Below are 25017 nucleotides of genomic sequence, written 5' to 3' on the forward strand. Positions count from 1 at the left end.
AAGCCCCATCCCGCCCCAGCGCATGAGCCCCGCCCCGGCCCAAGGCGGAATGAATGTCACCGGTATCGTCGGTGTGTTCCGGCACCCGCTGGACACTGGCTCTGAGCAGTGGAGATCCCATGTCCGACCGTCCCTCGGCGACCCGTCGTACCGTCCTTCGCGGGGCCGCGCTCACCCCGGTCGTCGGCCTCGGTCTCGCGGCCTGTTCGGCAGCCGGTAACGGCGGTGGGGCGCCCGCCACACCGACCGCGCCGGTCTCGCTGGGACCCGAGAGCGAGATCCCCCAGGGCGGCGCGAAGCTGTACCGGGACGCGAACGTCGTGGTGAGCCGCACCGCGGACGGCCTGAAGGCGTACAGCACGATCTGCACGCACGCGGGATGTGCCATCGACAAACTGGACGGCACGACGCTGATCTGCCCCTGCCACGGCAGCCGGTTCGACGCCCTCACCGGCAAGGTGGTGCGGGCTCCGGCCACCGAGCCGCTGCACGAGCTGTCAGCAGAGGTGAAAAACGGCGGGATCGTGGCGGGCCCGGCGGCCTGAGGGCTAGCAGAGCCCAGTCACTCCCAGTCCCATCCGATCCCCACTAGGCCCGCCCGGACCCGCGGTTCCACCAGGTGGACCGACCGATGGTGACCGCTCAGGGCGAGCTCCTGCCGGCCGCTGCGCGGGGCGGCGACGGAATGCTGGGTGAACCGGTGGCACCGTACGGGCACCGCGTCCTCGTCGAAGCACACCTGAAGCGCGTACTGGCCGCCCGCGAAAGTGAAGCCGCGGACGTACTCGCCGGACACGCCTGCGGTGCCGTCCTCGAAGCCGTAGCGGAAGAGAAACGTATCGCCGCTGGTCAGCCGGGTGTCGAAGAGCAGCTCGGCGACCAGCACGCCGGTCTCGCTGTGCCAGCGCACCCGCCCCGTGCGGCAGTTCTCCAGGGCGTGGACCGCGATCCGCTCCGGGGCGCACCCCGGGTCGCCGTGGTGGATGGCGATATAGCGGTCCACACCGTCCCTGTGCGCACGCACTATGTGGTGCGACTCGCGGGCCAGTAGTTCCCGGCGCGCCCCGATGCGGACGCGCTCATGGCGGCCGATAGTGTGCAGTCCGCCGTCGAGCGGTGACTCGAGCTCGGCGAGAAGGCGCTCCAGCACGCCCGAGGCCTCCACCAGGGACCGGTACGAACGGCCCGGGGGCCGGTCCGGGTCGGGCCGCTCGTCGGTGCTGGTCAGCAGCCGGATCAGTGACTCGTCGGGCAGCTGGAGGATCTCCTCAAGGGCGCGCACCGCGCGCAGGGACTCGGGACGCTGCGGGCGTCGCGCCCCCTGTTGCCAGTAGCTCAGGCTCGTCACGCCGACCTTGACCCCGTACCGCGACAGATGGTGCTGCACACGCTGGAGCGGCAGTCCGCGAGCGGCGATCGCGGCGCGCAGCGCGACATGAAAGGGGCCGCCGCGCAGGGTCGCCTCCAACTCCGCCGGGACGAGGTCCGCGTGCTGTGTGCCGTGCCGCATACAGAGGGGCCTTTCTGTGCATGTTCACGACGGCTGGTCAGACCGTGCGCAGGGTCGTTCCGGTCCGTGCGGGATCCGTTCAGAAGCGGACCCCACCGATCACGGCCGGAAGGTTTCACGCATTGAAGCGTGTTGACCAAGCCCCGACAACACTTGAAGCCCAGCCCATGGAAGAGTCCTCGCCGCCATGGCCGGTTCGGCGGTGCCGTCAGGGCCGTTCCGAGGGGGGTCTGAGCCCTTCCGGCCCTTGTCCACAGGTTCGCCGCGCTGTCGGCCCCCGCCAGTAGGGTGTGAGACATGGCCGACCCCTCCAGCTACCGCCCCAAGCCGGGAGAGATTCCGGACTCGCCCGGGGTCTACAGGTTCCGGGACGAACACCGCCGGGTGATCTACGTCGGAAAGGCGAAGAGTCTGCGCCAGCGCCTGGCGAACTACTTCCAGGGCCTGACGAACCTCCACCCGCGCACCCGCACCATGGTCACCACGGCCGCGTCCGTGGAGTGGACGGTGGTGTCCACCGAGGTCGAGGCCCTGCAGCTGGAGTACACCTGGATCAAGGAATTCGACCCCAGGTTCAACGTCAAGTACCGCGACGACAAGAGCTACCCGTATCTCGCGGTGACGATGAACGAGGAGTTCCCGCGTGTCCAGGTGATGCGCGGCCAGAAGCGCAAGGGTGTGCGGTACTTCGGGCCGTACGGGCACGCGTGGGCGATTCGTGACACGGTCGACCTTCTGCTGCGCGTCTTCCCCGTGCGTACCTGCTCGGCCGGCGTCTTCAAGAACGCCGAGCGCACAGGCCGTCCCTGCCTGCTCGGCTACATCGGCAAGTGCTCCGCGCCCTGCGTCGGCCGTATCGCCCCCGAGGACCACCGGGAACTGGCCGAGGAGTTCTGCGACTTCATGGCCGGCCGCACGGGGACGTATCTGCGCCGTCTGGAGAAGCAGATGCTGGAGGCGGCCGACGAGATGGAGTACGAGCGGGCCGGCCGCCTGCGCGACGACATCGACGCCTTGAAGAAGGCCATGGAGAAGAACGCCGTCGTGCTCACCGACGCGACCGACGCCGACCTGATGGCGGTCGCCGAGGACGAGCTGGAGGCGGCCGTGCAGATCTTCCACGTGCGTGGCGGACGGGTCCGCGGCCAGCGTGGCTGGGTGACGGACAAGGTGGAGGACGTCACGACGGGAGCCCTGGTCGAGCACGCCCTCCAGCAGCTCTACGGTGAGGAGACGGGCGACTCGGTGCCCAAGGAGGTCCTGGTCCCGGCGCTGCCCGAGCCGATAGAGCCGGTCCAGGACTGGCTCACCGGCCGCCGCGGTTCGGCCGTGTCGCTGCGCATCCCGCAGCGCGGGGACAAGAAGGCGCTGATGGAGACCGTGCAGCGCAACGCCCTGCAGGCGCTCGCCCTGCACAAGACCAAGCGTGCCTCCGACCTGACCACCCGCTCGCGTGCTCTGGAGGAGATCGCCGCGGCCCTCGATCTGGACAGCGCTCCCCTCAGGATCGAGTGCTACGACATCTCGCATCTGCAGGGCGAGGACGTGGTGGCCTCCATGGTGGTGTTCGAGGACGGGCTGCAGCGCAAGAGCGAGTACCGCCGCTTCCAGATCAAGGGCTTCGAGGGCCAGGACGACGTCCGGTCCATGCACGAGGTGATCACCCGCCGCTTCAAGCGCTACGTCGCCGAGAAGGAGAAGACGGGGGAGTGGGCCGACGGGGAGCTGCTGACCGAGGACGACGGGCGGCCCAAGCGGTTCGCGTATCCGCCGCAGCTCGTCGTGGTCGACGGCGGTCAGCCGCAGGTCGCCGCCGCCCGGCGGGCGCTGGAGGAGCTCGGCATCGACGACATCGCCGTGTGCGGCCTCGCCAAGCGCCTCGAAGAGGTGTGGGTGCCCGACGAGGACGACCCGGTGGTCCTGCCCCGCAGCAGTGAGGGCCTCTACCTCCTCCAGCGCGTCCGGGACGAGGCACACCGCTTCGCGATCACCTATCAGCGCAGCAAGCGGACCAAGCGTCTGAGGACGAGCCCCCTGGACGAGGTGCCGGGACTCGGGGAGTCGCGCAAACAGGCGTTGATCAAGCACTTCGGCTCGGTGAAGCGGCTCCGATCCGCGACAATCGACCAGATTCAAGAGGTCCCCGGCATCGGCCGCAAGACGGCCGAGACGATCGCCGTGGCCCTCGCCCAGGCGGCCCCGGCCGCACCCGCCGTGAACACGGCGACCGGAGAGATCATGGAAGAGGAGGAACCCGAGACGACGGCGGGTTCCCCGGGGAGCCCGTGTCCGCGGGTCCCCCGGACGAGCGACGGGGGCAGGAGACATGACCGAGCATGACCGAAGCGCGGAAGAACGCTCAGCGCAGAGCCAGGCCGCTCACCAGGACGCGGGCGAGGAGCACTCGCCGGAGCAGGCGGGCCAGGAAAACGGAGCACAGGTGAGTACGGGCATCGACGCAGCCGGAGTGCCGGACACGGCCATTCCCGAGCTGGTGATCATCTCCGGCATGTCCGGCGCGGGCCGGTCGACGGCCGCCAAATGTCTGGAGGACCTCGGCTGGTTCGTCGTCGACAACCTGCCACCCGCGCTGATCCCCACCATGGTGGAGCTGGGCGCGCGGTCCCAGGGCAACGTCGCCCGCATCGCGGTCGTCGTCGACGTCCGTGGACGCCGGTTCTTCGACAACCTCCGGGAGTCCCTCGCCGATCTGGAGGCGAAGAACGTCACCCGGAGGATCGTGTTCCTGGAGTCCTCCGACGACGCCTTGGTACGCCGTTTCGAATCCGTCCGGCGCCCGCACCCCCTCCAGGGCGACGGCCGGATCGTGGACGGCATCGCCGCCGAGCGCGAGCTGCTGCGTGAGCTGCGCGGCGACGCCGATCTGGTGATAGACACCTCCAGCCTCAACGTGCACGAACTGCGCGCCAAGATGGACGCCCAGTTCGCCGGCGACGAGGAGCCCGAGCTGCGGGCCACGGTGATGTCCTTCGGCTTCAAGTACGGCCTCCCGGTGGACGCCGACCTTGTCGCGGACATGCGCTTCCTGCCCAACCCGCACTGGGTTCCGGAGCTGCGCCCCTTCACCGGCCTCAACGAGGAGGTGGCCGCCTACGTCTTCAACCAGCCCGGTGCCAAGGAGTTCCTCGACCGCTACGCCGAGCTGCTCCGGCTGATCGCGGCCGGTTACCGCCGCGAGGGCAAGCGCTATGTGACCATCGCCATCGGCTGCACCGGCGGCAAGCACCGCTCGGTCGCCATGTCGGAGAAGCTCGCGGCCCGGCTGGCCGCCGAGGGAGTGGAGACCGTGGTCGTGCACCGGGACATGGGGCGCGAGTGACCGGACGTACTCTGCGGCTGAGCAGGCTGCGCCGGGTGGTGTCCGAGGGACGGGGCGGGAGCCCCGCCGAGGCCCGCGGCGGCCGGGCGCGCCGCCGCGGCACCCAGCCCAAGGTGGTCGCTCTCGGCGGCGGCATGGGCCTGTCCGCCTCGCTCGCCGCGCTGCGCCGGATCACCGGCGACCTCACCGCCGTCGTCACCGTCGCCGACGACGGCGGATCCAGCGGCCGACTGCGCCACGAACTCGGTGTGCTTCCGCCCGGAGACCTGCGCAAGGCGCTGGCGGCGCTGTGCGGCGACGACGACTGGGGCCAGACCTGGGCCCGCGTCATCCAGCACCGCTTCCAGTCCAAGGGCGATCTGCACGAGCACGCGGTCGGCAATCTGCTGATCGTGGCCCTGTGGGAGCAGCTCGGCGACCATGTCCAGGCCCTCGACCTGGTCGGCAGGCTGCTGGGCGCCCATGGCCGCGTCCTGCCCATGTCCGCCGTACCCCTGGAGCTTCAGGCGCTGGTCAAGGGCCACGACCCGGTGCACCCGGACGAGGTCGGCACCGTACGGGGACAGGCCAATGTGGCGCTCACCCGCGGCGAGGTGCAGTCAGTGCACCTGGTGCCGCACGACCCGCCGGCCGTGCCCGAGGCCGTCGCGGCGGTGCTGGACGCCGACTGGGTGGTGCTGGGGCCGGGGTCCTGGTTCTCCTCGGTGATTCCGCACCTGCTCGTGCCGGAGCTCCTGGACGCTCTCATGGAGACCAAGGCCCGCCGGGTGCTCTCCTTGAACCTCGCTCCGCAGCCGGGAGAGACAGAGGGCTTCTCCCCGCAGCGTCATTTGGAGGTTTTGGGACGACACGCCCCTAAACTCGCCCTGGACGTGGTGCTGGCCGACCAGGCCGCCGTGCCCGACCGTGCGTTGCTGAACGAAGCCGCCAAGCGGTTCGGCGCCACGGTCGAGCTGGCACCGGTGGCCCGGACCGACGGAACCCCGCGGCACGACCCGGAGCTGTTGGCCGCCGCGTACGACCGTATTTTTCGGATGCATGGAAGGATCGGCCCATGGCGATGACGGCAGCGGTGAAGGACGAGATCTCCCGTCTTCCCGTCACCCGGACCTGCTGCAGAAAGGCGGAGGTCTCGGCGATCCTGCGGTTCGCGGGCGGACTGCACCTGGTCAGCGGCCGCATCGTGATCGAGGCGGAGCTGGACACGGCGATGGCGGCGCGCCGGGTGAAGCGGGACATCCTCGAGATCTTCGGCCACAGCTCGGAGCTGATCGTGATGGCGCCCGGCGGGCTGCGCCGCGGTTCCCGCTATGTGGTGCGCGTGGTCGCGGGCGGTGACCAGCTGGCCCGTCAGACCGGCCTCGTCGACGGCCGGGGCCGCCCGATCCGCGGCCTGCCCCCGCAGGTGGTGTCCGGGGCCACCTGCGACGCCGAGGCGGCCTGGCGCGGCGCGTTCCTGGCCCACGGCTCGCTGACGGAGCCCGGCCGCTCGTCCTCGCTCGAGGTGACCTGCCCCGGCCCGGAGGCCGCGCTCGCCCTGGTCGGCGCCGCCCGCCGGCTCTCGATCGCCGCGAAGGCCCGCGAGGTGCGGGGCGTGGACCGCGTGGTCGTCCGGGACGGCGACGCGATCGGTGCACTGCTCACCCGGCTCGGCGCGCACGAGTCCGTGCTGGCCTGGGAGGAGCGGCGGATGCGCCGCGAGGTGCGCGCCACGGCGAACCGCCTCGCCAACTTCGACGACGCCAACCTGCGCCGCTCGGCCCGCGCGGCCGTCGCCGCCGGCGCTCGAGTGGCCCGTGCCCTGGAGATCCTCGGCGAGGAGGTTCCCGAGCACCTCGCCGCCGCGGGCCGGCTGCGCATGGAGCACAAGCAGGCCTCCCTGGAGGAGTTGGGTGCCCTCGCCGACCCGCCGCTGACCAAGGACGCGGTCGCGGGCCGTATCCGCCGTCTGCTGGCGATGGCCGACAAGCGCGCCGCCGACCTCGGCATCCCGGGCACGGAGTCCAACCTCACGGAGGAGATGGCGGACAACCTGGCGGGATGACGCAGGACGTCGCAACACGCCGGTGCCGACGCCCGCTTGGGCTGACGGCACCGGCGTTTGTCTGTCCTTGACGCACTCTTGACTCGATCATGAACTGTCATGAGCCTGGCAATGGCTCGCTGCTGTGGCGAGCCATTGCGAGGGGGGTTCATGAGACACAGAGCGAGATCGATCCTCGCCGTCGGCGCGCTTCTGCTCGGCGGAGCGAGCCTCGGACCCATCGCCTGGGCGCAGACCGGAAGCTCCGCCGGCAAGACCGACGGGGACGAGGTCAAGGTCTTCCGCGCCAAGGCCACCCAGCAGCAGGTGCCCCTGCTGCTCAAGGCCGGGCAGGACGGGCACGAACTCGGCGAGCAAGTGACCGGGAACGGCAAGACCGAGGTCGAGGTCTACCTCACCGACCGTCAGGCCGACCGGCTGCAGAAGCAGGGCGTGGCGCTCACCGAGCACACGCTGTCGGCCAAGGCCGAGGCGCGGGTCGACGGCGCGTCCGAGGGCGTCTTCCGCCCCTACAGCGGAAAGGGCGGCATCGAGGAGGAGATCGTCAGGACGGCGCAGGCGCATCCCGGCCTCACCAAGGTCGAATCCATCGGCCGGACGATCAACGGCCAGGACATCCTCGCGCTCAAACTGACCAAGAATGCGAAGAAGTCGAAGGACGGCTCCAAGCCCTCGGTGCTGTACGTCTCCAACCAGCACGCACGGGAGTGGATCACGCCGGAGATGACCCGCCGGCTGATGCACTACTACCTGGACCGCTACACCACGGACAAGCGCGTCAAGAAGATCGTCGACTCCACCGAGCTGTGGTTCGTCGTCTCGGCCAACCCGGACGGATACGACTACACCTTCAAGGACTCCACCACCCGCCTGTGGCGCAAGAACCTGCGGGACGTGAACGGGGACGGGGCCATCAGCACCGGCGACGGCGTCGACCTCAACCGCAACTTCGGCTACAAGTGGGGCTACGACGACGAGGGTTCGTCCCCCAACCCCACCAGCCAGACCTACCGCGGCGCGAGCCCCGCGTCCGAGCCCGAGACCCGCGCGCTGAGCGCCTTCGAGAAGCGCATCGGGTTCACGTACGGCATCAACTACCACTCCGCCGCCGAACTCCTCCTCTACGGCGTCGGCTGGCAGGTCGCCACGCCCACCCCGGACGACGTCCTCTACAAGGCGCTCGCCGGCACCCCGGACAACCCGGCGATCCCCGGTTACCGCTCGCAGGTCTCCTCGGAGCTCTACACCACCAACGGTGAGGCGGACGGCGACGCGTCGAACGTCAACGGCATGGCGATGTTCACGCCGGAGATGTCGACCTGTCAGACCGCCTCGAACATCGACCGGAACGACGCCTGGAACGCGGCCGACTGCCAGTCGGTCTTCAACTTCCCCGACGACGAGAAGCTGATCCAGGAGGAGTTCGAGAAGAACATCCCCTTCGCCCTCTCCGTCGCCGAGACGGCGTCGCACCCTGACCAGCCGACGTCCTCGGTCGGCATGGACGCGCTCGATTTCACCCCGGCCGCCTTCCCGACGTCGTACTCGCGGGGTGCGGACCAGGAGGTCTCGGTCGTCGTACGCAAATCGGTGCGCGGCAAGGAGCTCAAGTACCGCGTCAACGGCGGCCGCGTCCACGACCGGTCGCTCAAGCCCTGGAAGGGCGGCGAGACGTACGGCGGCGAGGACAACCTCTACTTCGACGAGTACCGGGCCGAGGTGCGTAAGGGCCGACCGGGCGACAAGGTCGAGGTGTGGTTCACCGGAAGGACGAAGAGCGGGAAGCCGACGTCCAGCGGGCATTTCACCTACACCGTCGCCGAACGACCCAAGGCGGACACACTCGTGGTCGCCGAGGAGGGCGCCAAGGCCACCCAGGCGCAGACCTACGTCGACGCGCTGAGTGCGAGCGGCCGCAAGGCGATCGTCTGGGACGTCGCCACGCAGGGCGCACCCGACGCGCTCGGTGTGCTGGACCACTTCAAGACGGTCGTGCACTACACGGGAGCGGGCGTGCCGGGCAACGCCACCCAACTCCAGTTGCGCGCCTTCCTCAACGAAGGCGGCAAGCTGATCGAGGCGGGCGAGCGGGCGGGCGGCGCCGTAGACCTGGGCGACGGGACCCTTTCGGACGACTTCAGCCAGTACTACCTGGGCGCCTACTCGCGTACGTCGACGCCGGGGGCCACCGGCTTCACCGGCGCCGGCGGTCTCGCCGGCTTCACCGGGGCGCTGGGTGGCGCGCCCGGCAACCCGCTGGACAGGGCGGGCACGTACGGTGTCACCTCCGAGGAACTGCCCGCCGACCGGTACCCGCAGTTCGCGAGCGCCGGGGCCGGCCAGTTCGCCGGAACCGTCAACCCGTACGGGCCGTACGCGGGCTCGTACATGGCGGCCGCCGTCCACACCGACGACGCGTACAAGCGACTCGCCCGCACCATCGACCTCACCAAGGTGGGTGCGGCCGACAAGCCCACGCTGCGCACCCGGCTGTTGTGGGACACCGAGCCGGGCTACGACCACGCGGTGGTCGAGATCCACACCGTGGGGGCCGACGACTGGACGACCCTGCCGGAGGCCGGTGGCGCCACAACCGACGCGGTGCCGTCGGAGTGCCAGGCCGGATTCCTAGTGGGCGAGCACCCGTGGCTCAAGCACTATCTGACCGTGACGGCGAACGGCTGCACCGCGAACGGGACCACCGGCACGTGGCACAGCCTCACCGGCGCCTCCAACGGCTGGCAGCAGGCGGACTTCGACCTGAGCGCGTACGCGGGCAGAACGGTCGAGGTCTCGCTCAGCTACATCACCGACCCGGGCAGCGGCGGCCATGGCGTCCTCGTCGACGACGCCTCGCTCGTCACCGGGGGCGCGGCCACCGGGACCGAGGGCTTCGAGACGTCCTTCGGCGCCTGGAGCGTGGCCGGACCGCCAGCCGGCAGCCCCGCGATCCTGAAGCCCTGGGCGCGCACCGGGGCCCTGTTCAAGACGTACGGCGCGGTCACGACGGACCGGACCGTGCTGCTGGGCTTCGGTCTCGAACACATCGCCTCGGCGGCCGACCGGGCGGTGCTCATCAAGAAGTCACTGGCCGCTCTCCGTGGCTGACGGCCCGTAGTCAACGGCAGTTGGTCTCGTATCGCCGGAACGGGTGATCGAGCCTTGGGGCCAGGGCGGTCCGTACCCCTACTGACGGGTACGGACCGCCCTGCCGTGTATGAGCCATCTCGATGTCACTCCGGGGGCGTCAGGGAGGTAGGGTCATAGGCGGTCGGGGACATCCCAATAGAGCTCGCCGGCATCGAAAGCCGGCGTACCAACGAGGAGATCGGTTCGTGACGATCCGCGTAGGCATCAACGGCTTCGGCCGCATCGGTCGTAACTACTTCCGCGCGCTGCTGGAGCAGGGTGCAGACATCGAGATCGTGGCTGTCAACGACCTGGGTGACACCGCGACCACCGCTCACCTGCTGAAGTACGACACCATCCTCGGCCGCCTCAAGGCGGAGGTGTCCCACACCGAGGACACCATCACCGTCGACGGCAAGACGATCAAGGTCCTGTCCGAGCGCAACCCGGCCGACATCCCCTGGGGTGAGCTGGGTGTCGACATCGTCATCGAGTCGACCGGCATCTTCACCAAGAAGGAAGACGCCGAGAAGCACATCGCCGGTGGCGCCAAGAAGGTCATCATCTCGGCCCCGGCCAAGAATGAGGACGTCACCATCGTCATGGGTGTCAACCAGGACACCTACGACCCGGCGAACCACCACGTCATCTCCAACGCCTCCTGCACCACCAACTGTGTGGCGCCGATGGCGAAGGTCCTCGACGAGAACTTCGGCATCGTCAAGGGTCTGATGACCACGGTGCACGCGTACACGAACGACCAGCGCATCCTGGACTTCCCGCACAAGGACCTGCGCCGCGCCCGTGCCGCCGCCGAGAACATCATCCCGACCACCACCGGTGCCGCCAAGGCCACCGCCCTGGTCCTGCCGCAGCTGAAGGGCAAGCTGGACGGCATCGCCATGCGCGTCCCGGTCCCGACCGGCTCGGTCACCGATCTGGTCGTCGAGCTCAGCCGCGAGGTCACCAAGGAAGAGGTCAACGCCGCCTTCCAGAAGGCCGCCGAGGGCGAGCTCAAGGGTCTCCTCGACTACACGGAGGACCCGATCGTCTCCTCCGACATCGTCAACGCCCCGGCGTCCTGCACCTTCGACTCCTCCCTGACCATGGTCCAGGAGGGCAAGAACGTGAAGGTCATCGGCTGGTACGACAACGAGTGGGGCTACTCCAACCGCCTCGTCGACCTCACGGTCTTCGTCGGCAACCAGCTCTGATCGCCGAAGCAGGCACCCAGATGCGATAGCAGGGCTCGGGCAGCGCACCGTCGCGCCGCCCGAGCCCTGCCGCACGTGCGGCGAGCCGACCCGCGGGCGCGGACGGGTTCGCGCGCAGATTCATCAGCCCTCGTACGATCAAGAGCCCTCCCCAGGAGCCCCTTTATGAAGACGATCGACGAACTTATCTCCGAAGGCGTGGACGGCAAGCGGGTCTTCGTCCGAGCCGACCTCAACGTCCCGCTCGCCGACGGCCTCATCACCGACGACGGCCGTATCCGTGCCGTGCTGCCCACCGTCAAGGCCCTCGCCGACGCGGGCGCCAAGGTGGTCGTCGCCTCGCACCTGGGCCGTCCCAAGGGCGCCCCGGACCCGACCTTCTCGCTGCTGCCCGCCGCCGAGCGCCTCGGTGAACTCCTCGGCGCGCCGGTCGCGTTCGCCCAGGACACCGTCGGCCCCGCCGCCCACGACGCGGTGAACGGCCTCCAGCCCGGCCAGGTCGCGGTCATCGAGAACCTTCGCTTCAACCCCGGCGAGACCTCCAAGGACGACACCGAGCGCGGCGAGTTCGCCGACCAGCTCGCCGCCCTCGCCGACGTGTACGTGGGCGACGGCTTCGGCGCGGTCCACCGCAAGCACGCCTCCGTGTACGACCTGCCGGCCCGGCTGCCGCACTACGCCGGCTACCTCATCGCCACCGAGGTCGGCGTCCTGAAGAAGCTCACCGAAGACGTTCGGCGGCCCTACGTCGTCGTGCTCGGCGGCGCCAAGGTCTCCGACAAGCTCGCCGTGATCGACGAGCTGCTCGCCAAGGCCGACCGGCTGCTCATCGGCGGCGGCATGGTCTACACCTTCCTCAAGGCCATGGGCCACGAGGTCGGTAGCTCCCTCCTGCAGGAGGACCAGCTCCCGGCCGTGACCGAGTACATCGAGCGCGCGGGGAAGAGCGGCGTCGAGCTGCTCCTTCCGGTCGACGTGCTGGTCGCCCCCGAATTCCCGGACCTGAAGACCAAGGCCCCGGCCAACCCGACGGTCGTCGCCGCGGACGCGATGCCGGCCGGCCAGCTGGGCCTGGACATCGGTCCGGAGACCCGCAAGCTGTACGCCTCGAAGCTCGCCGACGCGGCCACCGTCTTCTGGAACGGCCCCATGGGCGTCTTCGAGCACCCCGACTACGCCGAGGGCACCAAGGCGGTCGCCCAGGCCCTCGTCGACTGCAAGGGCTTCACCGTGGTCGGCGGCGGCGACTCCGCCGCCGCCGTCCGCACCCTGGGTTTCGACGAGTCGGCATTCGGACACATCTCGACCGGCGGTGGCGCCTCCCTCGAGTACCTCGAGGGCAAGACGCTCCCCGGCCTCGCCGCACTGGAGGACTGAACCTCGATGGCTGACGCAATTTCCGCCGAGCGCATGCCGCTGATGGCGGGCAACTGGAAGATGAACCTCAACCACCTCGAGGCCATCGCCCACGTCCAGAAGCTCGCCTTCGCCCTCGCGGACAAGGACTACGAGGCCGTCGAGGTCGCCGTCCTGCCGCCCTTCACCGACCTGCGCTCCGTGCAGACCCTGGTGGACGGGGACAAGCTCAAGATCAAGTACGGTTCCCAGGACCTCTCGGCGCACGACTCCGGGGCCTACACCGGCGAGATCTCCGGTGCCATGCTGGCCAAGCTCAAGTGCACCTACGTGGTGGTAGGCCACTCCGAGCGCCGCCAGTACCACCACGAGACCGACGAGATCGTGAACGCGAAGGCCAAGGCCGCCTTCAAGCACGGTCTGACCCCGATCCTGTGCGTCGGCGAGGAGCTGGGCGTCCGCGAGGCGGGCAACCACGTCGCGCACACGCTGTCGCAGGTCGAGGGCGGTCTGAAGGATCTGCCGGCCGAGCAGGCCGAGTCGATCGTGATCGCCTACGAGCCTGTCTGGGCCATCGGTACGGGCAAGGTCTGCGGCGCCGAGGACGCGCAGGAGGTCTGCGCGTCGATCCGTGGCAAGATCGCGGGGCTGTACTCGCAGGACGTGGCCGACAAGGTACGCATCCAGTACGGCGGATCGGTCAAGTCCGGCAATGTGGCCGAAATCATGTCAAAGCCGGACATCGACGGCGCTCTGGTCGGTGGTGCCTCGCTGGACGCCGACGAGTTCGTCAAGATCGTCCGCTTCCGCGACCAGTGAGCCGGGCCCCGGGGCGAGCGTAAAAGTCGTGAGTATGACGTAGGGGCGATCCGTCGTACCCTTGCGGGGCCGAGGCTGTTATTCGGAACGTGAAGTTTCAATAAGAGCTTCGGCCCCGTCGTCCATCCAAGTCCGAGGAAGTTGGTCCAGCCGTGGTTTTGGGGTTCTCGATCGCCCTGATCATCTTCAGCCTGCTGCTGATGCTGCTGGTGCTGATGCACAAGGGGAAGGGCGGCGGCCTCTCCGACATGTTCGGTGGTGGCATGCAGTCCTCCGTCGGCGGCTCCTCGGTCGCCGAGCGCAACCTCGACCGGATCACCATCGTGATCGGTCTTCTCTGGTTCGCGTGCATCGTGGTGCTCGGCGTCCTGATGAAGGTCAAGGGCTAGCGTCTGCGGACGCCTGCAAGTCGCGCATAAAGACAGACCACACAAAAAGCACGTAACGCCCCATGTTCGGTACGGGTCTTCGGACGCGGCCTATCATGGGGCTTGCGTCTAGGGGCGGGGGTAACTCCCATCACTGGACGCGCGTTGGGCCTTACGTAGACTGAGGCGCTCGCAACGAGGCGAAACGCCGACTCGCTTCGCGGCACCATCACGCAGGGAGTTACGACCGTGGCAAGTGGCAACGCGATCCGAGGAAGCCGGGTCGGGGCGGGGCCGATGGGCGAGGCCGAGCGCGGTGAGTCCGCGCCGCGTCTGCGCATCTCCTTCTGGTGCTCCAACGGGCACGAGACGCAGCCGAGCTTCGCCAGCGACGCGCAGGTTCCCGACAACTGGGACTGCCCGCGCTGCGGCTTTCCGGCTGGTCAGGACCGGGACAACCCGCCGGACCCGCCGCGCACCGAGCCCTACAAGACGCATCTCGCGTACGTAAGGGAACGGCGCAGCGACGCGGACGGCGAGGCGATCCTCGCCGAGGCGCTCGCCAAACTGCGGGGCGAGATCTAGGGACCGATCCCCGAGCCCTCGACGTGGCTCGGGCTCGCCGTCCCATGGCCGGGCATCGAAGGGTGCCCGGCCGGAGCCGTTTCCGTCCACCGGTGCCGTTCGCCTCACCGGCCGTTGTCAGCGGCGCCCTCCACGGTTTGCGCATCGGCGCGGCGTGAGGGCGACACGTGATGACGGGTGAGGCGGCCACTCTGCGTGCGCCTGCGCGGCGCGCCGGGGTGCGGACGGCTGTGGGCCGTCGCAGTGGCCCCTGGTCCGAGGACGCGCCCTGCGCCGGCACGCCGCACGGACGAGCCGTTTCGTCATGGCCTGCGGCCACGTCCGTGGTCGGTCTTAGGGGGCTGCCGGCCGGTCGGGGCCCCGCGCGCACCTGACCTGCCCGCTGGACGGGGCCGACGCGGGACGTCCGGCCGCGAGACGGCGTCCTCGGCAGGATGACTCGCCGGAGGCTTCGCCGCCCAGCGCGGTGCACCGACGCCTCGGCGCGCCGTGCCGGATCCCTCTTCCGTACGGCCCCGGTCTCCGGCGCACCCTCGTACCCTGCTCTTCGGGCTCGTCGTGACCTCGTTGACAACTGGGCGCAATCCGGACGTACCTGTTGTTGCGCCACAGGACGGCGCGACCACCGGTCACTCGGCGCCCTGATCAATTAGGTTGGGACCGGCAGCGGGGCGAGGTACGCAGCAGCACACGCAAGGAAGAAGGCTGAAGTCCGAGATGAACGCAGACAGCCGTACCAGGCTCAACCAGACGCCCGAGTGGACCGCTCTGGCCAAGCACCGCGAGGAGCTCGGCGAGGTGGGCCTGCGGGACCTGTTCGCGGCGGACCCCGGGCGCGGCAGCGGCTACACCCTCGACGTCGGCGATCTGCACGTCGACTACTCCAAGCACCTGGTCACCGACGAGACGCTGCGGCTGCTGCGCGAGCTGGCCGCCGGGCGGGACGTGTTCGGTCTCAGGGACGCCATGTTCCGCGGTGAGAAGATCAACGTCACCGAGAACCGGGCGGTCCTGCACATCGCGCTGCGCGCGCCGCGGGACGCGGTGATCGAGGTCGACGGCGAGAACGTGGTGCCGAAGGCCCACGCGGTCCTCGACAAGATGGCCGCCTTCGCGAACCGGATCCGCTCGGGCGAGTGGACCGGCCACACCGGCAAGCGGATCCGCAACGTCGTGAACATCGGCATCGGCGGCTCGGACCTCGGCCCGGCGATGGCGTACGAGGCGCTGCGCGCCTTCACCGACCGCTCGCTGACCTTCCGGTTCGTCTCCAACGTGGACGGCGCCGATCTGCATGAGGCCACGCGGGACCTGGATCCGGCGGAGACGCTGTTCATCGTCGCCTCCAAGACGTTCACCACGATCGAGACGGTCACCAACGCCACCTCGGCCCGCAACTGGCTGCTCACCGGTCTGAAGGCCGGTCAGGAGGCCGTCGCGAAGCACTTCGTGGCCCTGTCGACGAACTCCGGGAAGGTCGCCGAGTTCGGTATCGACGTCGACAACATGTTCGAGTTCTGGGACTGGGTCGGCGGCCGCTACTCGTACGACTCGGCGATCGGCCTGTCGCTGATGATCGCCATCGGCCCGGAGCAGTTCCGCGAGATGCTCGACGGCTTCCACACCGTCGACGAGCACTTCCGCACCGCGCCCGCCCAGTCCAACGTCCCGCTGCTGCTCGGTCTGCTCGGCATCTGGTACGGCAACTTCCACGACGCCCAGTCGCATGCGGTCCTGCCGTACTCGCACTACCTGTCCAAGTTCACCGCCTACCTCCAGCAGCTGGACATGGAGTCCAACGGCAAGTCCGTGGACCGCGAGGGACGCGAGGTGGAGTGGCAGACCGGGCCGGTCGTGTGGGGGACGCCGGGCACCAACGGCCAGCACGCCTACTACCAGCTCATCCACCAGGGCACCAAGCTGATCCCGGCCGACTTCATCGGCTTCGCCAACCCGGTCGGGGAGCTGGGCGACGAGCTCAAGGCCCAGCACGACCTGCTCATGGCCAACTTCTTCGCCCAGACGCAGGCGCTGGCGTTCGGCAAGACCGCCGACGAGGTCCGCGCCGAAGGTGTGCCCGAGGAGCTGGTGGCGCACAAGACGTTCCGGGGCAACCACCCGACCTCCACCATCCTCGCCACCGACCTGACCCCGTCGGTGCTCGGCCAGCTCGTCGCGCTCTACGAGCACAAGGTGTTCGTCCAGGGTGCGATCTGGAACATCGACTCCTTCGACCAGTGGGGTGTGGAGCTGGGCAAGGTCCTCGCCAAGCGCGTCGAGCCCGCGCTGACCGAGGGCGCCGAGGTGCCGGGCCTGGACGAGTCCACCAAGGCCCTTGTCGCCAAGTACCGCGAGCTGCACGGCCGTTAAGAGCCAGGGGAGCGGAGGGGGCGGCCGGACCGCCCTCTCCACAGCCGCCGCTCAGGCCACCGCGCTCAAGGTGTCCGCGAGGCGGCGGCGTGCCGCCCGGGCTGCGGGCAGGGCCGCGAGGGCCGCGGCGCCCAGCACGGCGGCGGTCCCGAACGCCAGCAGAAGGGCGGGGGAGGGGCCCTCGGCCAGCCCGGCGCCCATACCGCTGGATCTGCCCTGTACGTCGATCAGCCAGTGGGCGAGCGGAATCCCCAGCGCCGTGCCGACGCACACCGCGGCCAGGGCGGTGCAGGCGGTGGCGGTGACGGTGATCGCGGTGATCTGCCGCGGGGACAGGCCGATGGCCTTGAGCGCCAGCAGGTCCCGCTCGCTCTCGCGGACGGTGCCGCCGATCGCGCTCAGCAGTTCGACCATTCCGATCAGCGCGAGGACGGCGATCAGTCCGGCGACGACTCCGCGCAGTGGCCCGAGGCCGTCCGCCGGATTTGTCACGGGGTGCACGTCGAGATGCCCAGGGGCCGACGCCGCCAGTTCGCCGGCGACCTCGTGCGGGTCGGCGCCGGGGCGGAGCCGGATCTGGTAGAGCGTGGGGCGCAGCCGGGGGTCGTTCTCGCGCAGGGTGTCCAGCGAGGTGGAGATGACCCGCCCGGCGTTCTCCGGCTCGATGCTGCGGCCCACGATGTGCAGGATCTGCGGCTGGTCGCCCACCGTCATCCGCACCCAGTCGCCCACGCGTACGTCCAGCAGGTCGAGCAGCCCCTGCCCGGCCACCGCCTCGTCACGGCCCAGCGCCGGTCGGCCCTCGGCCAGGGCGAACGGGTACGGCTCCGTGCGGGTGCCCAGCCCGCGCAGCGCGATCGTGGCCGTCTGGCCCGGTACCAGCGCCGCGACCTGGACGCCCGGGTAGGCGTCGGCCACCTGCGGATTGCGCTGCAGGAGGGAACGGGCTGACGCGTCGTCGAGACTGCTGTCGGGGCGGACCGTGAGCGCCGCCGCGAGGCCGACCTCCTCGGGTCTGCTGTGGAAGCGGTCGATGGTGGTCCATGCGCTCATCGCCACCACCATGAGCAGCAGTGGCAGCGCCAGCCGGGCGATCGTGGCCAGCGACCGGGGCCGGCGGGTGAACGCCTTGTGCCAGCCGAGGACCAGAGCCGGCGGCAGCCGCAGCCCGAGGGCCCCGCGCGCCACGCCCGTCAGGCGGCCACCGGCCGGTGCCGCGGGCCGGGGCACGGGCACCGGAGGCACCCGGCCGGACCGCCAGGCCGCGAGCCAGGTGGTGGCGGCGATGAACAGCACGGCGGCCACCGGCACCGCGAACAGGGCGACTGTGTGGTCGGGCAGCCCCTGCCACACACCGACCGCGTCGCCGAGACGCCCCGGGATCCGGCTGCCCAGCCCCTGGGTGAGGGCGGCCGCCGCCACGGCGCCGAGCAGCGCGTACGCGATGTGCTGGAGCAGGAAGATCCGTACGACCTGGCCGGGTGTGAAGCCGATCGCCTTGAGCACGGCTATGTCCCGCAGATGCCCGCGGATGCGGGTGCCGATCGCCCCGTGCACCGCGAATCCGGCCGCCACGAGCGCGCCGAGCCCGAACAAGCCGAGCACCTGGCCCAGCAGCCGGTTGTCGCCCTGCGCCTCGGCCCGGGCCTGCTGCCAGGTGGAGACTTCGCTGACCGCACCGGCTCCCAGCACGGTGACGGCGCGCTGGACGGCGTAGTCCGTGTCCTCGGGATCGGCCAGGCGCAGTCCGGTGACCTGGCCGGAGGGTTCGCGCACGGCGGCCGGCGGCGCCCACACGAGCCCCGGCTGCTCGCCCGGGCTGTAACGGGGTTCGGCGCTGTCCGCGACGCCGACGACGGTGAGTGTCCGGGCCGTGCCCGCCACGGTCAGGGTGTCGCCGGGCTCGGCGAGCAGCGCCCGGGCGAGCCGGCTCTCCAGCACCACACCGTCGGGCTGCGCAGGGCTCAGCCAGTGACCCGAGGTGATCAGCGGCCGGCCCGCGGACGGCAGCCGCGGTGTGCCGCGCAGTTCGACGGCGGCGCGGGTGCCGCGGGCGACGAGGGTCGTGGCCTCGGTGGGGTAGGGACCCGCGACGGACTGGACGCCGTCCAGACCGGCCAGCTCGGCCGTGTCCGCGCCGCGGCCGGTGTGGATCCACACATGGGCGCCGCGTGCCTGGGTGAAGACCCGCTGCCAGGGGTTGGTGGCATACCCGAAGAGCGACGCGGCCAGCAGCAGGGAGGCGACGACGCCGGCGGTGGCCAGCACGATGAACAGGGCTTCGCCGCGATGCGTCCGCAGATCGGAGTGCGCCCAGCGCAGGGTGGCTCGCACGGCGTCAGCCTCTCGGCTCGGGCGGGGCGGACGGGGTCGCCCTCGGGTCGTCGTGCACCGCGGATCAGTCCCTGAGCTCCAGCACACCGGATGTTCCCGTCCGGTGTGACGGTGTGCCGTCCAGTTCCGCGTCGTCCGCGATCCGGCCGTCGAAGAAGCTGATCACCCGGTCGGCCGCGCTGGCCAGCCGGGCGTCATGGGTGACCAGCACGATGGTCTGGCCGCGCTGGTGGAAACGGGAGAGCAGCCGCATCACCTCGCGAGTGCCCTTGCTGTCGAGGCTGCCCGCGGGCTCGTCGGCGAGGAGCAGCGGCGGATGGTTGACCAGGGCCCGGGCCAGCGCGACCCGTTGCTGCTCGCCGCCCGACAACTCGCCCGGCATGCTGCGCTCCTTGCCCGCGAGGCCCAGTTCGGAGAGCAGTTCCTCTCGCTCGGCGCGTGCCTGCTTCGGTGACGCACCGGCGAGCAGTGCCGGCAACTCGACGTTGTCCGCGACCGACAGATTGGACACTAGGTTGAAGAACTGGAAGACGATCCCGATGCGCCTTCTGCGCTCCACGGCCCAGCGGGCCTCGCTGTAGGAGTCCGTGCACTCGCCGTCCAGCCAGATGCTGCCGGCGTCCGGCCGCTGCAGTCCGCCCAGCAGGTGCAGCAGCGTCGACTTCCCGGCCCCGGACGGGCCGGTGACGGCCACGAACTCGCCCCGCGTCATTCTCAGATCGACCCCGCGCACGGCGTGCGCGGGCGCGCCCTCGCCGTAGTGGGTCTTGACGAGGCCCTCGGCCCGCAGCAGAGGAGTGGGGCGCTCGCTCACTCCTGCTCCTCCAGTTCCTCCTGGCACCGCTCCAGCCAGTCGAGGTCGGCCTGCAGATGCAGCATCGCGCCCTCGATCAGCAGATGGGCCATCCGGTTGTCGCGGTCTTCGGCAGCGGCGAGTTTCGACAGGCTGCGCATGGTGTTGAGGTACTGGCGCCGCTGCTTGTTGATCAGGGCGATCTGATCGGCGAGACCGGTCTGCGGTGCGAGTGCCAGTTTCATGAAGAACTCGTCCCTCACCCGCGGTTCGTCCGCCGTCTCCTCGTACCAGGCGCGCAGCGCCTCCCGCCCGGCGTCGGTGAGGTGGTAGATCTTCTTGTTGGGCCGGCTCGACTGCTCGACCTCCTCGCCCTCGATCAGTCCCGACTTCTCGAGGCGGCCGAGGGTGACGTAGATCTGGCCGACGTTCGGCTGAGGGTACGCGGAGCCCAGCAGTTGCTCAAGGTCCTGCTTGAGCTCGTAGCCGTGGGCGGGGCCGCGTGCTAGGAGAGCCAGGAGGGGCAGGCGCACTCGTGCTCTCCTCCTCGGGTCCTCGTATTGTGTTCCAGACCCTAGTATCGCCCATACCTAACAGGTATACATGGCCTCTGACCCCGGGCGACGACGCCCGGTGCCGGTGCACAGGGAGGAACCTATGCGGTGGATGCGCACCGCCGGTAGGGGCCTCCTCGTTCTGGCCGTGGTCATGGCCGGCTGCGTCGCCTCGGGCGCCCGGGCCGACGACGGGATCGCGGGCAGTCGCGGGCCGATCACCCTGGCCACCGCGGGAGACCTGACCGGCTATCTCGGGCCGCTGCTCGAGGGCTGGAACCGCGCCCACCCCGGTGAACGGGTCACTCTCGTCGAGCTTCCGGACTCCGCCGACGAGACCCATGCGCAGATGACCACCGACCTGCGCGGCGGCGACCGCAGCCGGTTCGACGTCCTCAACATCGACGTCGCCTGGACCTCGGAGTTCGCGGCGGCCGGCTGGATCCGCCCGTTGCCGCGCGACCGCTTCCCGCTGAAGACCTTCCTGCCGCCGGTCGTCGACACCGCCACCTACGACGGACGGCTGTACGCGGTCCCCTACGTCACCAACGCGGGTCTCCTCCTGTACCGCAAGGACGTCCTCGCCAAGGAGGGCGTGGCGCCGCCACGGACCTGGGCCGAGTTGGAGCGGGACGCGAAGACCATCGCCCCGAAGTACGGACTCGGCGGCTATGCGGGGCAGTTCCTGCCGTACGAGGGCCTCACCGTCAACGCGGCCGAGGCGGTGTACTCCGCGGGCGGCACGATCCTCGGCGACGAGGGCGAGCGCGTCACGGTGAACTCGGCCGCTGCGCGCGAGGGCATCGGCTTCCTCGCCCGGGGTGTGCGCGAGGGATGGATACCGAAGCAGGCGCTGACGTACAAGGAGGAGGAGTCCAAGCAGGCGTTCCAGGACGGCCGGCTGCTCTTCCTGCGCAACTGGCCCTACGCGTACGTCGTCGCCTCGACCAAGGGGTCCGAGGTCGCCGGGAAGATAGGCGCCGTACCACTGCCGGGACCGAACGGCCCGGGCACCAGCGTCCTGGGCGGCTCCAATCTGGCGGTCAGCGCACATGCGCGGCACCCCGAGTCCGCCGCGCGTCTGATCGCGTACCTCACCAGCGAGCGCGTCCAGCGCCAGGTCCTCACCCGCGGCGCGCTCCCGCCGGTGCGTGCCGCGCTCTACGACGACCCCGTGCTGATACGGCAGTTCCCCTATCTGCCGACCCTGCGGGCGAGCGTCATGGCCGCCGCTCCGCGTCCCAAGAGCCCGCGCTACGACCAGGTGAGCCTGGTCGTGCAGGCGGTGGTGCACGACGCGCTGACGGGGCACGAGACGCCCGAGAGCGCGGTGCGACGGCTGGCGCGGGAGCTGGCCGCCATTTCCCACCGCTAATCGCCCGCTAGTTACTTGTTAGGTAACGCCACGATCTCACCTTGGCTCTTCCTGGGCCGATAAATGCGGATTTAAAGGGCCAACTGCCCAACGGCTTCCGCAGATTCGTTGACACCCTTATGACGTGCCTACTTAACATGCATGCATAACCGTCGACCCCGCTTCGGGTCGCCTCAGCACGCACAGACAGGTCAACGGGGTGAGTTCCCAGTACATCGACACCCACCTCTGGTGGCGGGACGCAGTGATCTACCAGGTGTACGTCCGCAGCTTCCTGGACAGCACCGGAGACGGCATAGGCGATCTGGCCGGCGTCCGGGCCGGGCTGCCGTACCTGAAGAAACTCGGCGTCGACGGGATCTGGCTGAGCCCCTTCTACCCCTCGCCCCAGCACGACCACGGCTACGACGTGGCCGACTACTGCGACGTCGACCCGCTCTTCGGCGACCTCGCCGAGTTCGATCTGCTGACGGCGGCCGCCCGGCGGCTCGGCATCAAGGTGCTCCTGGACATCGTCCCCAACCACTGCTCCAGCGAGCACCGGTGGTTCCGCGAGGCGCTGACCGCGACGCCCGGCAGCCCGGCCCGCGCCCGCTTCCACTTCGCCGACGGCCGCGGCGCCGACGGCGGCAAGCCGCCCAACAACTGGCACGCCATGTTCGGCGGTCCCGCCTGGACCCGGGTGACCGAGGCGGACGGCCGGCCCGGCCAGTGGTACCTGCACATGTTCACCCCCGAACAGCCCGACTGGAACTGGCGCGACCCCGAGGTCGCCGCGGAATTCGACCGGGTGCTGCGCTTCTGGCTGGACCGGGGCGTGGACGGCTTCCGTATCGACGTCGCCGCCGGCCTCTTCAAACACCCCGGCCTGCCGGACTCGCCCGACCCCGAGGCCGACGCCCGCACCCGTGACTCGGTCAACCCGCTCGCCTGGAACCAGCCCGACGTGCACGACGTGTGGCGGCACTGGCGTGCGGTGTGCGAGGAGTACACGGCACGCGACGGCCGAGAACGCCTTCTGGTCGGCGAGGTCTCCGTACCGACCGCCCGCGAGCACGCCCAGTACGTCCGCCCGGACGAGCTGCACCAGGCGTTCTTCTTCGATCTGCTCAGCGCCCCCTGGAACGCTGACGCCTTCCGCAAGGTCATATCCGAGGCCATGCAGGACATCGCGGGCACCGGCTCCACGGTCACCTGGGTCCTCAACAACCATGACCAGGTCCGCACCGTCACCCGCTACGGAGAACCGGCCACCGAGGGCAGCGGCCTGGGCGCCGCCCGGGCCCGTGCCGCGGCACTGCTGATGCTGGCCCTGCCCGGCGCCGCGTACATCTACCAGGGCGAGGAACTGGGCCTGCCCGAGGTCGTCGACCTGCCCGACGACGTGCTCACCGACCCGATCTTCCACCGCACCGGAAGCCGCGCCCGTATCCGGGACGGGTGCCGGGTGCCCCTGCCGTGGTCGGGACAGGCCTCCCCGTTCGGCTTCACCTCAGGCGCCGAGGGCGCGCGGCCCTGGCTGCCCCAGCCCGAGTGGTTCGCCGAGCACGCCACGGACCGGGCCCTCGCCGACACCCGCTCCTTCTGGCACCTGTACCGCGACGGCCTCCAACTGCGCGCCGCGCTCTCCCAGCTGGGCGAGGGCCCCCTGCGCTGGCTGGAGACACCGCCGGGTGTCCTCGGCTTCGTGCGCGGCGACGACCTCGTCTGCGCCGTCAACTTCGGTACGGCACCCACGCCGGCCCCCGTCTCCGGAACCCCGCTGCTCGCCAGCGGCCCCTGTGCGTCCGGGGTGCTCGCCGGGTCCACGGCCGCCTGGTGGATCAGCGACGGCACCGACCTCTGAGCCCCACACCACTACCCCGCCATTCCCGCTTCCCCGAAGGGACATCAACGATGATGCGACGACGCACCACTCTGCTCTCCGGCTGCACCGCCCTCGCCCTGGCGCTCGGCGCCACCGCCTGCGGCGGCGGGCCCGTTGCCGCAGGAGGCGGCGACAAGGAGCTGAACGGCCAGACGGTCACTGTGGCCGGTGTCTGGTCCGGCAGCGAGCAGAAGAACTTCCAGAAGGTGCTGGACGCGTTCTCCGCGAAGACCGGCGCCAAGACGCAGTTCGTCTCCACCGGCGACAACGTCTCCACCGTCGTCGGCAGCAAGATCGAGGGCGGCAACGCGCCCGACGTCGTGATGGTCCCGCAGGTCGGCGTGCTCCAGCAGTTCGCGAAGAAGGGCTGGCTCCAGCCGCTGTCGAAGACCGCCGAGCAGACCGTCGACGCCGACTTCGCGACGGTGTGGAAGAACTACGGGAGCGTCGACGGCACCCTCTACGGCCTCTACTTCAAGGCCGCCCACAAGTCGACGATCTGGTACAGCCCGAACGCGTTCACCCAGGCGGGCGTCGAGGCGCCGAAGACGTACGACGAGCTGCTGAAGACCGGGCACACGGTCTCCGACTCGGGCCTCGCCGCCTTCGCGGTCGCAGGTCAGGACGGCTGGACGCTCACCGACTGGTTCGAGAACATCTACCTTTCCCAGGCCGGACCCGAGAAGTACGACGCGCTCGCCGCCCACAAGCTGAAGTGGACCGATGAGAGCGTGGTCAAGGCGCTCACCACGCTCGGCAAGCTCTTCAAGGACAAGCAGCTGATAGCGGGCGGCCAGAAGGAGGCACTCAACACTGACTTCCCGGGCTCCGTCGAGAAGGTCTTCGGTCCCAAGCCCGAGGCCGGCATGGTCTACGAGGGCGACTTCGTCGCCGGTGTCGCCCACGACCAGTTCGGCAAGACCATCGGCAAGGACGCCGACTTCTTCCCGTTCCCGGCGGTCGACGGCGGTACGGCGCCCGTGGTCAGCGGCGGTGACGCGGCGGTCGTGCTCAAGGACGGCAAGAACGCCAAGGCCGGCATGAAGCTCATGGAGTACCTGGCGACTCCTGAGGCGGCGGCCGTGTGGGCGAAGGCGGGCGGCTTCCTGTCCCCGAACAAGAAGCTGGACCTCGCCTCCTACGGTGACGACGTCACCCGCGAGACGGCCAAGTCCCTGATCGCAGCGGCCGATTCGGTCCGCTTCGACATGTCCGACCAGGCCCCGGCGGCCTTCGGCGGCACCAAGGGCGCCGGCGAGTGGAAGCTGCTGCAGGACTTCCTGCGCGACCCGTCCGACCCGAAGGCGACCGCGGCGCAGCTCGAGGACGCGGCGGCCAAGGCGTACCAGGGCTGAGCGG

At 70.0% G+C, this 25017-nt stretch carries 18 protein-coding genes and 1 pseudogene; 15 read left to right on the forward strand and 4 right to left on the reverse strand.

The genetic code is table 11. The features are described 5' to 3' along the window. Nucleotides 1-119 precede the first annotated feature (119 nt). Nucleotides 120-545 carry a Rieske (2Fe-2S) protein gene (locus tag ACQEXA_RS40740; RefSeq protein WP_433132572.1) on the forward strand — a complete coding sequence of 142 codons (426 nt, stop codon included), beginning with the start codon at nt 120-122 and terminating at the stop codon, nt 543-545. A gap of 17 nt (nt 546-562) precedes the next feature. On the opposite strand, the gene ACQEXA_RS40745 is transcribed toward ACQEXA_RS40740, so the two are convergent. After that, on the reverse strand, nt 563-1510 hold the full coding sequence (locus tag ACQEXA_RS40745) for a hypothetical protein (protein WP_433132573.1): 948 nt from the start codon (nt 1508-1510) through the stop codon (nt 563-565). Nucleotides 1511-1807: 297 nt separating this feature from the next. On the opposite strand from ACQEXA_RS40745, the pseudogene uvrC reads away from it, so the two are divergent. From uvrC to pgi, 11 genes and pseudogenes are all read left to right on the forward strand, one after another. After that, a pseudogene (gene uvrC, locus ACQEXA_RS40750) lies at nt 1808-3840 on the forward strand (excinuclease ABC subunit UvrC). Beyond that, nucleotides 3837-4850, forward strand: a complete 1014-nt coding sequence (gene rapZ, locus ACQEXA_RS40755; protein WP_432926420.1) for an RNase adapter RapZ — start codon at nt 3837-3839, stop codon at nt 4848-4850. Before uvrC ends, rapZ begins: the two are co-directional and overlap by 4 nt. Then, a complete protein-coding gene (locus ACQEXA_RS40760; protein WP_432926418.1) occupies nt 4847-5914 on the forward strand; it encodes a gluconeogenesis factor YvcK family protein in 1068 nt (355 codons plus the stop codon). Before rapZ ends, ACQEXA_RS40760 begins: the two co-directional genes overlap by 4 nt. Next, the gene (gene whiA, locus ACQEXA_RS40765; RefSeq protein ID WP_359392368.1) at nt 5905-6894 is read left to right on the forward strand and encodes a DNA-binding protein WhiA; all 990 of its coding nucleotides are present in this window, start codon (nt 5905-5907) and stop codon (nt 6892-6894) included. Before ACQEXA_RS40760 ends, whiA begins: the two co-directional genes overlap by 10 nt. A 150-nt stretch (nt 6895-7044) precedes the next feature. Next, the gene (locus ACQEXA_RS40770) at nt 7045-10002 is read left to right on the forward strand and encodes a M14 family zinc carboxypeptidase (protein ID WP_433132575.1); all 2958 of its coding nucleotides are present in this window, start codon (nt 7045-7047) and stop codon (nt 10000-10002) included. Nucleotides 10003-10229: 227 nt separating this feature from the next. Beyond that, complete coding sequence (gene gap / locus ACQEXA_RS40775) at nt 10230-11237, forward strand: type I glyceraldehyde-3-phosphate dehydrogenase (protein WP_432926414.1); 1008 nt, start codon at nt 10230-10232, stop codon at nt 11235-11237. Between the two features lie 165 nt (nt 11238-11402). Further along, a complete protein-coding gene (locus ACQEXA_RS40780) occupies nt 11403-12614 on the forward strand; it encodes a phosphoglycerate kinase (RefSeq protein WP_432926412.1) in 1212 nt (403 codons plus the stop codon). A 42-nt stretch (nt 12615-12656) separates the two neighbouring features. Beyond that, nucleotides 12657-13412 (forward strand): triose-phosphate isomerase, encoded by a 756-nt coding sequence (gene tpiA, locus ACQEXA_RS40785; protein WP_432939072.1) that lies wholly within the window; start codon nt 12657-12659, stop codon nt 13410-13412. A 152-nt stretch (nt 13413-13564) separates the two neighbouring features. Further along, nucleotides 13565-13801, forward strand: a complete 237-nt coding sequence (secG, locus tag ACQEXA_RS40790) for a preprotein translocase subunit SecG (RefSeq protein ID WP_359392376.1) — start codon at nt 13565-13567, stop codon at nt 13799-13801. 228 nt (nt 13802-14029) lie between these two features. Then, a complete protein-coding gene (locus ACQEXA_RS40795; RefSeq protein WP_078947476.1) occupies nt 14030-14365 on the forward strand; it encodes an RNA polymerase-binding protein RbpA in 336 nt (111 codons plus the stop codon). A gap of 717 nt (nt 14366-15082) precedes the next feature. Continuing rightward, complete coding sequence (pgi, locus tag ACQEXA_RS40800) at nt 15083-16735, forward strand: glucose-6-phosphate isomerase (protein WP_432926409.1); 1653 nt, start codon at nt 15083-15085, stop codon at nt 16733-16735. A gap of 51 nt (nt 16736-16786) precedes the next feature. Here pgi and ACQEXA_RS40805 read toward each other — a convergent pair whose 3' ends face one another. From ACQEXA_RS40805 to ACQEXA_RS40815, 3 genes are all read right to left on the reverse strand, one after another. After that, nucleotides 16787-19069 (reverse strand): FtsX-like permease family protein, encoded by a 2283-nt coding sequence (locus tag ACQEXA_RS40805; RefSeq protein WP_433132577.1) that lies wholly within the window; start codon nt 19067-19069, stop codon nt 16787-16789. A 64-nt stretch (nt 19070-19133) separates the two neighbouring features. Further along, a complete protein-coding gene (locus tag ACQEXA_RS40810; protein WP_432926405.1) occupies nt 19134-19883 on the reverse strand; it encodes an ABC transporter ATP-binding protein in 750 nt (249 codons plus the stop codon). Further along, a complete protein-coding gene (locus ACQEXA_RS40815; protein WP_359392385.1) occupies nt 19880-20395 on the reverse strand; it encodes a PadR family transcriptional regulator in 516 nt (171 codons plus the stop codon). Before ACQEXA_RS40815 ends, ACQEXA_RS40810 begins: the two co-directional genes overlap by 4 nt. Before the next feature lie 124 nt (nt 20396-20519). Here ACQEXA_RS40815 and ACQEXA_RS40820 point away from each other — a divergent pair, with 124 nt between their 5' ends. The 3 genes from ACQEXA_RS40820 (at nt 20520) to ACQEXA_RS40830 (ending at nt 25013) form a co-directional block, all read left to right on the forward strand. Continuing rightward, nucleotides 20520-21791, forward strand: coding sequence for an ABC transporter substrate-binding protein (locus tag ACQEXA_RS40820; protein ID WP_433132579.1), 1272 nt, complete (start codon nt 20520-20522; stop codon nt 21789-21791). Between the two features lie 214 nt (nt 21792-22005). Beyond that, on the forward strand, nt 22006-23637 hold the full coding sequence (locus ACQEXA_RS40825; RefSeq protein WP_433134733.1) for a glycoside hydrolase family 13 protein: 1632 nt from the start codon (nt 22006-22008) through the stop codon (nt 23635-23637). 50 nt (nt 23638-23687) lie between these two features. Next, nucleotides 23688-25013 carry an ABC transporter substrate-binding protein gene (locus tag ACQEXA_RS40830; protein WP_432926401.1) on the forward strand — a complete coding sequence of 442 codons (1326 nt, stop codon included), beginning with the start codon at nt 23688-23690 and terminating at the stop codon, nt 25011-25013. Nucleotides 25014-25017 lie beyond the last annotated feature (4 nt).

Origin of the sequence: Streptomyces sp. CA-106110 (assembly GCF_050936285.1) — a bacterium.
GTDB lineage: Bacteria > Actinomycetota > Actinomycetes > Streptomycetales > Streptomycetaceae > Streptomyces.